General features: G+C 67.0%; 13 protein-coding genes and 1 pseudogene. 1 reads left to right on the top strand and 13 read right to left on the bottom strand.

Features of this window, described 5'->3' with window-relative positions:
• Position 1 precedes the first annotated feature (1 nt).
• Positions 2-802: an undecaprenyl-diphosphate phosphatase gene (locus ABSH63_RS06565; RefSeq protein ID WP_352888502.1), complete on the bottom strand. Its 801-nt coding sequence runs from the start codon at positions 800-802 to the stop codon at positions 2-4.
• Between ABSH63_RS06565 and ABSH63_RS06560 the strand changes: the two are divergent.
• Positions 788-1,291 (top strand): annotated as a pseudogene (locus ABSH63_RS06560) (recombinase family protein). The gene ABSH63_RS06565 and the pseudogene ABSH63_RS06560 overlap by 15 nt on opposite strands.
• Before the next feature lie 87 nt (positions 1,292-1,378).
• Here ABSH63_RS06560 and ilvD read toward each other — a convergent pair.
• The 12 genes from ilvD to ABSH63_RS06500 form a co-directional block, all read right to left on the bottom strand.
• Positions 1,379-3,052: a dihydroxy-acid dehydratase gene (ilvD, locus tag ABSH63_RS06555; RefSeq protein ID WP_352888462.1), complete on the bottom strand. Its 1,674-nt coding sequence runs from the start codon at positions 3,050-3,052 to the stop codon at positions 1,379-1,381.
• 109 nt (positions 3,053-3,161) lie between these two features.
• Positions 3,162-4,205, bottom strand: coding sequence for a dihydroorotase (gene pyrC, locus ABSH63_RS06550; RefSeq protein WP_352888460.1), 1,044 nt, complete (start codon positions 4,203-4,205; stop codon positions 3,162-3,164).
• Between the two features lie 20 nt (positions 4,206-4,225).
• Complete coding sequence (locus ABSH63_RS06545) at positions 4,226-5,104, bottom strand: DUF6671 family protein (RefSeq protein WP_352888458.1); 879 nt, start codon at positions 5,102-5,104, stop codon at positions 4,226-4,228.
• A complete protein-coding gene (locus tag ABSH63_RS06540) occupies positions 5,104-5,367 on the bottom strand; it encodes a TFIIB-type zinc ribbon-containing protein (RefSeq protein ID WP_352888456.1) in 264 nt (87 codons plus the stop codon). The genes ABSH63_RS06545 and ABSH63_RS06540 overlap by 1 nt, the downstream gene beginning before the upstream one ends.
• Positions 5,368-5,369: 2 nt before the next feature.
• Positions 5,370-6,500 carry a calcium/sodium antiporter gene (locus ABSH63_RS06535; RefSeq protein ID WP_352888455.1) on the bottom strand — a complete coding sequence of 377 codons (1,131 nt, stop codon included), beginning with the start codon at positions 6,498-6,500 and terminating at the stop codon, positions 5,370-5,372.
• Positions 6,497-9,187, bottom strand: coding sequence for a cation-translocating P-type ATPase (locus ABSH63_RS06530; RefSeq protein WP_352888454.1), 2,691 nt, complete (start codon positions 9,185-9,187; stop codon positions 6,497-6,499). The genes ABSH63_RS06535 and ABSH63_RS06530 overlap by 4 nt, the downstream gene beginning before the upstream one ends.
• On the bottom strand, positions 9,184-10,047 hold the full coding sequence (locus ABSH63_RS06525; protein ID WP_352888501.1) for an ion transporter: 864 nt from the start codon (positions 10,045-10,047) through the stop codon (positions 9,184-9,186). Before ABSH63_RS06525 ends, ABSH63_RS06530 begins: the two co-directional genes overlap by 4 nt.
• 129 nt (positions 10,048-10,176) lie before the next feature.
• The gene (locus tag ABSH63_RS06520) at positions 10,177-10,764 is read right to left on the bottom strand and encodes a hypothetical protein (protein WP_352888453.1); all 588 of its coding nucleotides are present in this window, start codon (positions 10,762-10,764) and stop codon (positions 10,177-10,179) included.
• Between the two features lie 69 nt (positions 10,765-10,833).
• Entirely contained in the window at positions 10,834-11,805 is a 972-nt protein-coding gene (locus ABSH63_RS06515) for a magnesium transporter CorA family protein (protein WP_352888452.1), read from the bottom strand.
• 13 nt (positions 11,806-11,818) lie between these two features.
• Complete coding sequence (locus ABSH63_RS06510) at positions 11,819-12,043, bottom strand: hypothetical protein (RefSeq protein ID WP_352888451.1); 225 nt, start codon at positions 12,041-12,043, stop codon at positions 11,819-11,821.
• A 19-nt stretch (positions 12,044-12,062) separates the two neighbouring features.
• A complete protein-coding gene (locus tag ABSH63_RS06505; RefSeq protein WP_352888450.1) occupies positions 12,063-12,380 on the bottom strand; it encodes a P-II family nitrogen regulator in 318 nt (105 codons plus the stop codon).
• Positions 12,381-12,383: 3 nt separating this feature from the next.
• On the bottom strand, positions 12,384-13,331 hold the full coding sequence (locus ABSH63_RS06500) for a sodium-dependent bicarbonate transport family permease (RefSeq protein ID WP_352888448.1): 948 nt from the start codon (positions 13,329-13,331) through the stop codon (positions 12,384-12,386).
• Between the last annotated feature and the right edge of the window lie 133 nt (positions 13,332-13,464).

Here is a 13,464-nt window from a genome sequence, read left to right as displayed (position 1 = left end):
CTCAGTTCATCAACAACGCATAAATGACAGCGGCCAAGGCCATTCGATAGAGCACATAGGGCCACATACCGAACCGGTTGAGCCATTTCAAAAAAAAGTGGATGGCGGTCAGCGCCATGATGGAGGAGGTGAGACCCCCAATCACGAATCCACTCCAGTCCACGGCAACATCACCGGTGGCGACTTCAAGCAGTTTGGCGGAGGCCGCCAGCGCCGTGATGGGGATGGCCAGCAGGAAGGAAAAGCGAGCCGCCTCCTCCCGGCTGAGACCGAGCATCAGCCCGGCGGTGATGGTTATGCCTGAGCGAGAGGTGCCGGGAATAAGTGAGAGCGCCTGAGCTGTACCGACCAACAGGGCATCCCGCCAGGTCAGTGTGGTGATAGTCCGGTGCTGGCTGGGGCGCCAATCCGCCCAGCCCAGCAATAGACCAAAAATCAGCGTGGTAAAGAAGATGACTTCGATAGAACGCAGCTGGGTGTCAATCAGATCCAGCAAAAGCAGACCGGCCAACGCCGCCGGAACGGTACCGACAGCCAGGTAGCCAGTCATCAGGCCCTGTCCGATGAAGCGCCGCCGCATCACCGAGGTAAAACCGTCCTTGATCAAGCTTGAGACATCACGACGAAAATACAGCACCACGGCCAGCAAGGTGCCCACATGAACCGCCAGATCAAAAGCCACGCCCTGGTCTTTCCAGCCAACCAATACCGGGGCCAGAATAAGATGAGCGGAGCTGGAAATCGGCAAGAATTCGGTGATGCCCTGAATGATGCCTAACCAGAAGGCCTGAACAACGTCCATCACACCTCCCACACCAATACGGGTCAGCTTAGTGGTGCCAAAACGGAACGCCCAGGCCTGCGCCAAGCTTTGCAGTATGCGAGAGCCGGTGACACCATTGTGGTCTGGAGACTGGATCGCCTGAGTCGGTCACTAAAAGAGACTTGATCGAGGTAGTGACACTGTTGGAATCCAAGGGGATTGGCTTGAAGAGCCTTCAGGAGGCCATCGACACCTCATCCAGCTCCGGCAAGTCGATCTTCCATATATTCGGTGCATTGGCCGAGTTTGAGCGAAACTTGATCCGTGAGCGCACCCAAGCAGGGCTCCAGGCAGCAAGAGCGCGTGGACGAAAAGGTGGTAGACCTAAGTCACTCAACAAAGATGAACAGGCCTTGGCCGTGAAGCTTTACGACGAGAAAAAAACACACGGTTGATCAAATCTGCGGAATGATGGGAATTTCAAGGCCCACGCTCTACAAGTACGTCGAGACGGCCAAAGGCAGGTGAAGTTCGTGCAGATATTTACGGTTTGAAGCGGATCCGCGAGGGCGAAACCGTAAGTTTCTGTTCAAATGCCCCCGCTAGTCCATGACCTCAGTCGGTCACCGCGCCACGACTCGCGCTCGACACCGAACGCGCGTATTTGGCCAGCACGCCGCGCGTGTAGCGCGGCGCAGGCGGTTTCCATCGCGCGCGGCGGCGCGCTATTTCTTCGTCGGACACATTGAGCTGCAGCAAGCGGCGTTCCGCGTCCAGCGTGATCGAGTCGCCCTCCTCGACCAGGGCGATCGTGCCGCCCACCGCCGCTTCCGGCGCCACGTGGCCGACCACCATGCCGTAGGTGCCGCCGGAGAAGCGCCCGTCGGTGACGAGCCCCACGCTGTCGCCCAGCCCTTGCCCCACCAGGGCGGCGGTGGGCGAGAGCATCTCGCGCATGCCGGGGCCGCCCTTAGGGCCTTCGTAGCGGATCACCACCACGTCGCCGGGCTTGATCTTGCGCGCCAGGATCGCCTCCATGCACGCTTCTTCCGAATCGAATACGCGCGCCGGGCCGGTGATCTTCGGAACCTTGACGCCGCTGGTCTTGGCGAGCGCCCCCTCTTCGGCGAGATTGCCCCGCAGGATGGCCAGATGGCCGTGCGGGTACACCGGGCGGGACCAGGGCCGGATGACGTCCTGCGCGGCGGCAGGTTCCTCGGGCACGTCTCGCAGCACTTCGGCGAGGGTCTGCCCGGTCACGGTGAGCGCGTCGCCGTGCAGCAGGCCGTGGGTGAGCAGGAGCTTCATCACCTGGGGGATACCGCCCGCGCGGTGCAGGTCGGTGGCGACATGGCGCCCGGACGGCTTCAGGTCGCACAGCACCGGCACGCGCCGGCTGAACGCATCGATATCGTCGAGCGTGAGCCTCACCCCGGCGGCGTGCGCGATCGCCGGCAGGTGCAGCACGGCGTTGGTGGAACCGCCGAGCGCCATCAGCACGGCCAGCGCATTCTCGAACGCGGCGCGGGTGAGGAGGTTGCGCGGCAGGATCTGTTTTTTGATCGCCTCGACCAGAACCTCCGCGGACTGCGCGGCGCTCTGTGCCTTCTCCGCGTCCTCCGCCGCCATGGTCGAGGAATACGGCAGGCTCATGCCCATGGCCTCGAACAGCGAGGCCATGGTGTTGGCGGTGTACATGCCGCCGCAGGAGCCCGCGCCCGGGCAGGCGCGCCGCTCGATCTCGAGCAGCTCCTGCCCGGCGATCTTGCCCGCGACGTACTCGCCCACCGCCTCGAAGGCGCTCACGATGGTGAGGTCGCGGCCTTTATAGCGGCCCGGCTTGATGGTGCCGCCGTAGACGAAGACCGCCGGGATGTTCAGGCGCGCGATGGCGATCATCGCGCCCGGCATGTTCTTGTCGCAGCCGCCGGTGGCGAGCAACCCGTCCAGGCTCTGGCCGTTGCACACGGTCTCGATGGCGTCGGCGATGACCTCGCGCGACACCAGCGAGTACTTCATGCCTTCGGTGCCCATGGCGATGCCGTCGGAGATGGTGATGGTGCCGAACACCTGCGGCATGGCGCCGGCCGCTTTCAACGCGGCCTCGGCGCGCGCCGCGAGCGCCCCGACGCCGCTGTTGCAGGGCGTGATGGTGCTGTGCGCGTTGGCCACGCCGACGATGGGCTTGTCGAAGTCCCGGTCGCCGAAACCCACCGCGCGCAGCAGTGCGCGGTTGGGCGAGCGCTGCACGCCCGCGGTGACGATTCTGCTTCTGCGATTGGCGGTCACGCGATAACTCCGGACGCAGGGGTACGATGCCGCGAAAGCTGTGATCGGCCTTGCCCGTTCAAGAGGCGGGGTGCGCTGGTCATCACCATCGAGCGTTGATCGCTATCGTTCATTGCGTCAGCCTCCACCGCACCGTTTCCCCAGCCCTAAGGGGTACCAGGGCGTCCCCGCCGAGGCCGATCTCCAGCGGCACCGGCCAGGCCTGCTTCACCAGCGTCACCCTGTCGCGATTGCGCGGCAAGCCGTAGAAATCGGGACCGTGGAAACTGGCGAACGCTTCCAGCTTGTCGAGTGCGCCGGCCTGTTCGAATACTTCGGCATAGAGTTCCAGCGCCGCGTGCGCGGTGTAGATGCCGGCGCAGCCGCAAGCCGACTCCTTGGTGCGCCGCGCGTGCGGGGCGCTGTCGGTACCGAGGAAGAACTTGGGGTTGCCGCTGGTGGCGGCGGCGACGAGCGCGCGGCGGTGTTCCTCGCGTTTCAGCACCGGCAGGCAGTAGGCATGCGGGCGGATGCCGCCGGCGAACAACGCGTTGCGGTTGAGCAGCAGATGGTGCGCGGTGATGGTGGCGGCCACGTTGGGCCCCGCCGCCCCGACGAACTCGACCGCCTGCCGCGTGGTGATGTGTTCCAGCACCACTTTCAGGCGCGGGAACCGCGCGACGATGGGGATCAGGTGCCGCTCGATGAACACCGCCTCGCGGTCGAAGACATCAACTGCGGGGTCGGTCACCTCGCCGTGCAGCAGCAGCGGCAGGCCGGTTTCCTCCATGGCGGCGAATACCGCGTCGCAGCGCGCGAAGTCGCTGACACCCCATTGGGCGTTGGTCGTCGCCCCGGCGAGGAAGGCCTCGCCCACGCCGTACACGAAGCCGCTCTCGCGGGCGCGGACGATCTCCTCGGGCGAGGTGTGATCGGTGAGATAGAGCGTCATCAGCGGCTCGAAGGACAGGCCCGCCGGCAGCGCCGCCAGGATGCGCTCGCGGTAGGCGCGGGCCTCGTCCACCGTGCGCACGGGCGGATCGAGGTTGGGCATGACCATGGCGCGGGCGAAGCGCCGCGCGGTGTCGGGGAGCACCGCTGCCAGCATCTCGCCGTCGCGCAGGTGCAGGTGCCAGTCGTCGGGGCGCGTGAGGGTCAGGCGGGTGGGGTTCATTCGTGGGTTCTGCGGCTCGTTCAAGGATTGCAGTAATCGCAGCGCCCGGGATCGGCATGCTGCCGGTCGGTACGTTCGCGCCTTTCGCGATGCGGGCACTTCACGCAGCCGTGAACATCGGCGCGTATCTCGCGGGTGGGCGTGCCACAGTCGCTGCAGGGCAGACCCGCGATGCGCTCGACGATCCAGAAGCCCGGCGTGCCGCAGGCCGGACACGGGGAGGCAAGCTTCTTCGCCAGATCCCCGGCCGCGCGGCGGATGTTGTCCATGCGCGTGGGGTTGGCGTGCGCGCGCAAATCCGTCTCGACAAACACGCGCCCGCCGGCCGACTGCCGGGCCGCCCAGGCGTAGGCGGCCTCGAGCGTGGACCAGTCGGCGATCCCCTTGCGGATACGCGGGTCGTCCTCGCTCTGTGGCCTGAGCACGAGTTGGTGCTTGGGAAAATCATTGGCCCGGGCAAATTCCTCGACAGCGGTCCAGTCTTCCGCCAGCCGATGGGCGCTCATCGCCGGACCCTGCGCGACCCCGACGACCTCGATGCCGAGCAGGTCGTCAACGAAGACCACCAGCTCCAGATTCCAGGGAAACAGCCCGGCAAACGGATCCGGTCCGAAGCTGCCTTCGCTGGCCAGCCCGTAGCGCATCCCGGACAGCGCCATGCCGATGCGCGCCTTCTTGCGAGCGGCCTCGAGTTGCGTGCCGTCGCGCGGAATGTCGCGGGTGAAAGTGCCGAGCCGGTCCGTATCGAAGCCTTCGACCCGTTCGATCCGGCAGCCGAGGCTGGGCTCGAGCACCGGCGCGATCACCCGTTCCTTGCCATGCTGCGTGAGCAATGCGACACGCCGGCCGCCGTACGGAAACGAACCGGCGGATTCTCGCAGGCGCCGTTCACGGGTCATCAGTCGAACAGCTCGTGCAGGAAGGACTTGCGCGGCTTGTGGCGGTAGCCGCCATCGTCGCGGTAGCGGGGCTCGTGACGCGCGTGGCGCCCGGGATCGCCGTCGCGCGGGCGCTCGCCCGCCGCCCGATCGGCACGCTCGATGAGCTTGTCGAGCTCGCCGCGATCCAGCCACACGCCGCGGCACTCGGGACAGTAGTCAATCTCGATGCCCTGGCGCTCGGTGATCGCGAGGGTGGCGTCTTTGCAGGCTGGGCATTTCATCTTCAACCTCCATTGGTGTTGCGGTGGGTGTTGCGGTGGGTGTCGAGGCCGTCGTACGGGGCCGTTGCGCGCGTACGGACCCATAGAACGAGCAGGGTCACGGCGGTCAGCGGCAGCACAAAGCCGAGCATCGCGCCGCCGAACAGCGGCAGCGTGTCATGCTGGGTCGCCGCGAGGATCAGGAAGGTCACGTACGCCACGTAATAGGTGAAGAACAGCGCACCTTCCCAGCGCGCAATCCGGTGGCCGGTGGCAAAGATCGGCAGGCAGGCAAAGGCCACCGCGGCCATCACCGGCAGATCGAAGGTCACCAGTGCCGGGGCGACCTCGAGACCGCCGGGCGTGACCAGCGCCGCGATGCCGCCGATTGCCAGCAGGTTGAAGATGCTGCTGCCGACCACGTTGCCCACCGCGATGTCGCGCTCACCGCGTAGCGCGGCGACGATCGATGTGGCGACCTCGGGCAGGCTGGTGCCGGCGGCGACGATGGTGAGGCCGATCACCACCTCGCTCACGCCCAGCACACGTGCGATGGCCACGGCGCTGTCCACCAGCCAGGTGGCGCCGAGCACCAGCAGCGCCAGCCCGCCAGCGATCAGTGCCAGCTGCACCGGCAGGCGGCCAAGCCAGCCGTTCGCGGCGCCGAACTCTTGCGCGTATTCGGCCTGGATCTCCGGATTCTCCTTGCGCCCCTGGTGGATGGCGAACACCGTGTAGCCGACGATGCCGGCGGCGAGCAGCAGGCCGTCGAAGCGGCCGATGCGGCCATCCAGCGCCATGACCCAGAACAGCAGCGATACGCCGATCATCAACGGTACGTCGAGACCCACCAGTTGCTGCGACACTGCCAGTGGCAGGATGAGCGCCGCCAGGCCGAGGATGAACAGCAAGTTGAAGATGTTGCTGCCGACGATGTTGCCGGCGGCGATGCCGGCCTGACCCGCCAGACCGGCCTGCACGCTGACCGCCAGCTCCGGAGAACTGGTGCCGAAGGCGACCACGGTCAGGCCCACGACGAGCGGCGAGATGCCGAAGCGCAGCGCCAGCCGCGAGGCGCCGCGCACCAGCAGCTCCGCGCCGGCGATCAGCAGCGCCAGGCCAAGGGCGAGAGAGACCAGCACACCGATACTCATCGCCGGCTCCGGATGCGGCGCGCCGCCGCCCGCGCAAGCTTGCGCGCCTCGTCCAGCAGCAGCACGCTGGAGGCGACGGCAACCGCCAGCGCCCAGTCGGTCAGTGCGAGATCGGTGGTGCGGAAGATCGCCTGCGCCGGCCCCCAGTGCACCACCAGCACCTGCAGCGCGAGCACCGCCACCAGCGACAGCCACAGCCAGCGGTTGCGGAAGAACTGGCGGTTGAACGCCGTGCCGTGCTCGCTGCGGGCGTTGAAGAGGTTGAAGAACTGGAACAGCACGAAGGCGGTGAAGGCGAGCGTCAGCGCATAGGCCTCGCCCCGTGGTTGCGCATGGTGGAACAGCGCCAGGGTGCCCAGCATCATGATGGCGCCGTAGCCGAACAGCCGCACGAGCCGCGCGGTGGTCAGGATGCGCGCGTCGGGGCGTCGCGGCGGGTCCTGCATCACGCCCGCGCGCGCCGGCTCCACCCCCAGGCTCATGGCCGGCGGGCCGTCCATGATGATGTTGATCCACAGGATCTGGATCGCGGTGAACGGAGTGGGCCAGCCGAGCAGGCTCGCCCCCAGCACGGTCTGGATGGCGCCCATGTTGGTGGAGAGCTGGAAGCGCACGAACTTGACCATGTTGTCGTAGATGGCGCGGCCTTCCTTGACCGCCCGCACGATGGTGGCGAAGTTGTCGTCGGTGAGCACCATGGTGGCCGCTTCCTTGGTCACCTCGGTGCCGGTGATGCCCATGGCGACGCCGATGTCGGCGTGCTTGAGCGCCGGCGCGTCGTTGACGCCGTCACCGGTCATGGCGGTGACGTGGCCTTGCGCTTTCAGCGCCTGCACGATGCGCACCTTGTGCTCGGGTGCGACGCGGGCGAACACGGCCACGCCGTCGATGCACGCGGCCAGCGCCGCGGGGCTCATCGCGTCGAGCTCGCGACCCTCCAGCACTTCGCCTTCCAGCCCCAGCTCGTGGGCGATGGCGGCAGCGGTGATCCGGTGGTCGCCGGTGATCATCTTGACCGCGATGCCGGCGCGTTTGCACAGGGCGATGGCCTCGCGCGCCTCGGGTCGCGGCGGGTCGATGATGCCGATCAGGCCGACGAAGCGGAGGTCGCAGGCATGGACCATCAGATCGCCGGCCGGATCGAAGTCGCGCGCGGGGATGGTCTTCGTGGCCACGGCCAGCACGCGCATGGCCCGGGCGGCCAGGCGTTCGTTCTCGGCCTGCCAGAAGGAAGCATCCAGCGCGGACTCGCCGTTCTCACCCGGCGCGCGCGCGGCACGCGCGAGCAGCACATCCGGTGCGCCCTTCACGTGCATCCGCACCCCCTCGCCGTCACGATGGAAGCTCGCCTGAAACTTGTATGCGGAATCGAAGGGGATCTCGGCGATGCGCGGGCTGTGCGCCGCCAGCCGTTCCGCTTCCACCCCGCCCTTGGCCGCCAGGGCCAGCAGCGCGCCCTCGGTGGGATCGCCGATCAACTGCCCGTCGCGGATGCGGCTGTCGTTGGCGAGTGCCGCCGGCTGCAGCAGCGGGGCCAGATCCGGGAGCGGGCCGCCGTCCTCGGCGGCGATGTCTCCCGCCGTGCCGTAGCCTTCGCCCGTGATGGCAAAGCGCCGCCCGCGGAACACGGCGGCACGGGCGGTCATCTGGTTTAGGGTGAGCGTGCCGGTTTTGTCCGAGCAGATCACCGTGGTGCAGCCCAGGGTCTCGATCGCCGCGAGCTTCTTGACGATGGCGCGCTGCTGCGCCATGCGGTGCATGCCCAGCGCGAGCGTCACCGTCACCACCGCCGGCAGACCCTCGGGGATGGCCGCCACGGCAAGCGCGATGGAGGTGAGCAGCACCTCGAACAGGGGCACGCCGCGCAGCAGACCCAGTACGAAGATGAGCGTGATGACCACGCCCGCGATCAGCGCCAGACGCCGGCCCAGGGCGTCGAGCTGGATCTGCAGCGGCGTCGGGCCGGGCCGCGCTTCGGCCAGCATGCCGGCAAGCCGCCCCATCTCGGTGGCCATGCCGGTCGCGGTGACCAGCAGCTCGGCCCGGCCGCGCGTGACCACCGTGTTCATGAAGGCCATGTTGATGCGCTCGGCCAGCGGCGCGTCTTCGGCGACGGTGGCGCTCACGTCCTTGCCCACCGGGTGCGATTCGCCGGTGAGGGCCGCTTCCTCGATCTCCACATTGTGCGCGGCGACCAGCCGCCCGTCGGCCGGTACCCGGTCGCCCGCCTCCAGCAGCACGATGTCGCCGGGGACCAGCTGCGCGGCGGGGATCTCCTCGACGCGGCCGCCGCGGCGCACGCGCGCCTGCGGCGAAAGCATCTTTTTCAGTGCCGCGAGGGTCGCCTCCGCGCGATGTTCCTGCCAGAAGCCGAGCAGCGCATTGAACAGCACCACCACCAGGATCACCACCGCGTCTTTGAGGTCACCGATGGCGCCCGCCAGGACGGCGGCGCCGATCAGCACCAGGATGAGCAGACTCTTGAACTGATCGAGGAAGGCGAGCCACCTGGAGCGTGGCGGCGGCTCGGCCAGGCGGTTTTCGCCAAAGCGCGCCAGACGCTGCTCCGCCTCCGCCGGTTCCAGCCCCTGCGCGGTCTCCATCTGCAACCGGGCAGCGCTTTCGCCCGCAGCCAATGCGTGCCAGGCAACGGCCACTGGCGCCTGCACTGCGTGTTCGATTCTCATCGGGCCTTCCCTGCGCTGGCGAGCGCGCGTTCCAGCATCTGCTTCAATTCGCCGATCTCGCCCTGGAGTCGGCGCAACTCGCTGCGCAGATCCGCTTCGACGGGATCGCGTGTTTCGTGAATCGCCGGCGCCGTCGAGGGGTGTCGCGCCTCGTTATAGCTTTGCATCGCATTGACGATGATGGCGATGAACAGGTTCAGCATGGTGAAGGTGGCCACCAGGATGAAGGGGATGAAGAAGGCCCAGGCGTAGGGAAACTGTTCCATCACGGGACGCGAGATCCCCATCGACCAGCTCTCCAGCGTCATGATCTGGAACAGGGTGTAGAGGGAACGGCCCAGGGTTCCGAACCACTCCGGATAGGCGGCGGCGAACAGGTTGGTGGCGATGACCGCGGCGATGTAATAGATGATCATCAGCACCAGGGCGATGGAGCCCAGTCCCGGGATGGCCGAGAGCAAGGCCCCGACCACCTTGCGCATCGAAGGCACCATGCTCAGCAGGCGCAACACGCGCAGCACCCGCAGCGCGCGCAGTACCGCAAAGGGTCCCGCGGCCGGGATCAGCGCGATCGCCACCACCGTGAAATCGAACACGCTCCAGGGATCACGCCAGAAGGCGAGCCGGTGGACGTAGAGCCGCAACGCGATCTCCACCACGAAAACCGCCAGGATCGTCGTGTCGAGCGCCAGCAGCAGCGGCCCGGCAGCCGCCATGACCGACGGGGAGGTTTCGAGCCCCAGGATCGCGGCATTGACCAGGATCAGTGCGATGATGGCCCGTTGCACGCGGGGCCTCTCGAGGAGTTCGTGCATCCGCTCGCGCAGCGATGTCTCGATCAGCAGGTCCGTCCGTATCATCGGCGCGCACCCTGCGCCCGCGGCGCGGCGCTGCGTTTCCCAAGCGGGTGGGTCATGAACGGTCACCGGATCCCCTATCGGCGGCGAGAGAGGCAAAACACGCAGTGCATGGAACCAGCCTTGCCGACGTCATTGCAGGACCTGCCTCAAGTCCACCTCGACCACGCCGCCGGGCCGACGCCCGATCCGCAGCTCGAACCGCCCGGATGCGCCGACGAATTGGTGGCGCTCCTCCTCTGCGGTTGCGGCCAGCACGTCCTGGGTGAAACCGCTCGCGGCAAAACCCTGCACATAGTGGGTGAGCACGGCATCGAAGTCGGCACGCCCCGCATAGCTCACCTCGATCACGTTCTCGTCACGCGCGAAGCGGCTGCGCACCAGGCCCGGGAAACGATCCACCGGTCCCGGATCGCTGCCGCTGACATCCCGCTCCGGTGGAGCCTCGCCCGCGACGGGCAGCCATTTCGCAGCCTGCTCTTTCAAGCCTGGCGCGAGTTTCTCGATCTGCGTCATCGCTTCGCCCGCCATCTGCCGCCCAGTCCCGGCGGCCTGCGGCGCCTGCGCCCACAGCCAGGACAACAGGGCGATCGCCGCCCAAACCATAAGCCCCAGCACAGCCAGGGCAGCGCCACCCAGCATCAGCCAAGTGCGCGCCCGGACTTGGCTCACTCTGGAAAGTAACCTCTGCAACACATCCTGCCTGTGGTCAGTGCTCATCTGAATCTCCATGAAACCAGTTTCGGGCGGCATCACGGCCGCACCCGCCATGCACGGGGCATGACCTTTTCACCGCAGCCAGCCTTTGCGTTTAATGTAGACCAGCGGCAGCACGGCGGCCACCAGGGTCAGCAGCATCGAGTAGGTGAAGCCGTGTTCCCAGGACAGCTCCGGCATCACCGAGAAGTTCATGCCGTAGAAAGTGCCGACCAGGGTCGGCGGCAGGAACACCGCCGTGATGATGGTGAACACCTTCACGATCTGGTTCTGCTTGATGTTGAGGATGTTGGTGACCGCGTTCTGGAGATAGCGCACCTTGTCGTGCTCGAAGGCGGCGTGCTCCTTGGTGCCGCGCACGTCTTCCAGCAGCTCGTAGACCAGCTGCTGGAGGTCGGGCTCGGTCTTGTGGTCGATCTCGCCGGAGAGGTGGCGCACGGCCCGGTGCAGCGTCAGCTGCGCCTCGATGAAATCGGTGAGCAGGTTCTCGCGCTCGTTGAGTTCCAGCATCGTGTCCGTGAGGTCGCTGACGCCCAGCTCCTGTCCGGCATCGTTGTAGCCGGCGGAGAGCTGGGTGATACGCGCTGACAGCCGGGCCAGCGCATCGGCAAGGCGTTCCACCGCCAGCGTGCTGGCGTCATTGGCCGACTGCAGCAGTCTACGAAGTACGTCGCGCGCGCCTTCGACCAGCCGGGGCCGGCGTTGCATGCGCTGCAGCGCGAGATCGAAGGGCGCGTATGGCTCGGCGGAAAAGCTGGCGACCAGAGTCTCGCCGATGACAAAGGTCACGGACTGAAAGCGCGGGTCTTCGCCGTTCTGCGGTGAGACCAGCAGAGTGCGGATGTAAAGATGGTCGCCCTCTTCGAGGACTCCGGGGGCGTCGCTGCGCGGACTGATGCCGTAGCGGCCGCGAATCTCGGCCAGCTCCACATCGGTCGCGCGCGACACCTCAAGCCACACGAACGCGGGCGCAGGCCGGTCGGCTGGCGGCAGGCCGTTGGCGATGAGTACCTGATCGCCGGCAAGGGTGATATTGCGGATCATGGCGGCATTGGCATCAGGGCATCGCGGCCGGCGTCGGCGCCGCAGTGGGCGGCGGCACCGGTGCCGAGAAATGCCGGTGCGACGGTGACGACGAGGACGTTCGCGTTTCCTGCCCCGCGGGTTGCAGGTAGTGAACCGTCACCATCGTTACGGCGATGAGCAGATACAACACGATCACGGCGACGATCACCTCGTTCTCCATGCTCGGCTGTTTACTGCGTCGTGGATGTCGGTTCATGCCAGGCTCGGGATCGTGCTCAAGCGGTGTCGGAACCGAACTTCCGCGCCCGCAACACCTTCACTTCAGCGAGAAAAAGGATCATCGCGAAATGGTCGTAGTAGTGGTCGCGCAGGTGGCTGGCGATGGCATGGGCCGTGGCGGCGTCGCAGACCACTTCGAGACGCAGATTCGCGCTGCGATCCCAGCCTGCGTCGCGCACACCGCGTCCACCCTTGCCGCGCGCCTCGGTGATCGTGTAGCCGCGTGCGCCGAGGCGCTCCAGGTCGGCGATGAGCCGTGATGCCACAGAGGCCTCGCAGACCACGGTCAGCAGTGTTCGGGTTTCGGTGTGCATCGTTCAGGCTCCGTCCGGATACAGCAGGCGAACCGCCGCGTGATAGAGCGGGATGCCGATCAGGATGTTGAACGGAAAGGTCACGCCCAGCGCAGCCGCCAGTGACAGCGATGGATTGGCCTGCGGCACCGCCATGCGCATGGCGGCCGGCACGGCGATGTAGGAGGCGCTGGCCGCCAGCGTCGCCAGCACCACCGTGCCGCCCGGCGAGAGCCCCAGGACCCAGCCGAGCGTGCCGCCGATCAGCGCGGCAAGCAGCGGGAAGCCGATGGCGAAGCCGCCCAGAAACAGGCCGCAGCGCCGCAGATCGCCAAGCTGGCTCACGGCGATCAGCCCCATCTCCAGCAGAAACAGCGCGAGGATGCCCTTGAACAGGTCGAAGAACAGCGCGCCGATGGGCTGTACCCCGTCCGCGCCGGCCACCCAGCCGATCAAGAGTCCGCCGGCGAGCAGCACCACGCCCTTTCCCAGAAAAATCTCGCGGCCCAGTTCCCCCCAGCGGTGTCCGGCATTCCACCCGCGCGCGAGCAGGATGCCGACGACGATTGCCGGCACCTCGAGCAGAACCACAAACACCGGCATGTATTCCTCGAAGGCAACGCCTTGGGCGCTCAGGTAGGCCGCCACCACCGCATAGGTGCCGACGCTGACCGAGCCGTAATGCGCGGCGATGGACGCGGCATCGGCGCGAGCGAGCTTTCCGGCATGGTGCAGCACCGGGTAGGCCAGCAGCGGCAGCAGCAAGCCCATGGCCACCACGGCCAGCATCTGCGGCACGAGCGGCGCGAGCGGCTGGCGCGACAGTTCCACGCCGCCCTTGAGCCCGATGGCGAGCAGCAGCACCATGGTCACGAACTCGTAGACCGCCGAGGGCAGCCGCAGGTCCGAGCGCATCAAGCCGGCGGCGACGCCGAGGACGAAGAACAGCACCACGGGATCGAGCGCGCTCATGGAACGCTGCCCTCGTCCCCGGTCCGCTGCGTCCCGAGGCCCGCAAGCAGCGAATACCTCACCGATTCGCCGGCGCGGAAGCGCTGGCGGCGCACACCTGCGGGCTCCACGCCGAGGATGCGCTCCCGGTGTT

The sequence above is a fragment of the Sinimarinibacterium thermocellulolyticum genome (genome assembly GCF_040327995.1).
GTDB lineage: Bacteria > Pseudomonadota > Gammaproteobacteria > Nevskiales > Nevskiaceae > Solimonas > Solimonas thermocellulolyticum.
Note: the sequence above shows the minus strand (reverse complement) of the source record. Positions and strands in the feature narration are given on the sequence as shown.

Bases quoted from the DNA above. Each gene is read 5' to 3' on its own strand.
- ABSH63_RS06565 (WP_352888502.1), bottom strand. From the start codon at position 802: ATGGACGTTGTTCAGGCCTTCTGGTTAGGCATCATTCAGGGCATCACC.
- pyrC (WP_352888460.1), bottom strand. From the start codon at position 4,205: ATGAACCCCACCCGCCTGACCCTCACGCGCCCCGACGACTGGCACCTG.
- ABSH63_RS06545 (WP_352888458.1), bottom strand. From the start codon at position 5,104: ATGACCCGTGAACGGCGCCTGCGAGAATCCGCCGGTTCGTTTCCGTAC.
- ABSH63_RS06540 (WP_352888456.1), bottom strand. From the start codon at position 5,367: ATGAAATGCCCAGCCTGCAAAGACGCCACCCTCGCGATCACCGAGCGC.
- ABSH63_RS06535 (WP_352888455.1), bottom strand. From the start codon at position 6,500: ATGAGTATCGGTGTGCTGGTCTCTCTCGCCCTTGGCCTGGCGCTGCTG.
- ABSH63_RS06530 (WP_352888454.1), bottom strand. From the start codon at position 9,187: ATGAGAATCGAACACGCAGTGCAGGCGCCAGTGGCCGTTGCCTGGCAC.
- ABSH63_RS06525 (WP_352888501.1), bottom strand. From the start codon at position 10,047: ATGATACGGACGGACCTGCTGATCGAGACATCGCTGCGCGAGCGGATG.
- ABSH63_RS06520 (WP_352888453.1), bottom strand. From the start codon at position 10,764: ATGAGCACTGACCACAGGCAGGATGTGTTGCAGAGGTTACTTTCCAGA.
- ABSH63_RS06515 (WP_352888452.1), bottom strand. From the start codon at position 11,805: ATGATCCGCAATATCACCCTTGCCGGCGATCAGGTACTCATCGCCAAC.
- ABSH63_RS06510 (WP_352888451.1), bottom strand. From the start codon at position 12,043: ATGAACCGACATCCACGACGCAGTAAACAGCCGAGCATGGAGAACGAG.
- ABSH63_RS06505 (WP_352888450.1), bottom strand. From the start codon at position 12,380: ATGCACACCGAAACCCGAACACTGCTGACCGTGGTCTGCGAGGCCTCT.
- ABSH63_RS06500 (WP_352888448.1), bottom strand. From the start codon at position 13,331: ATGAGCGCGCTCGATCCCGTGGTGCTGTTCTTCGTCCTCGGCGTCGCC.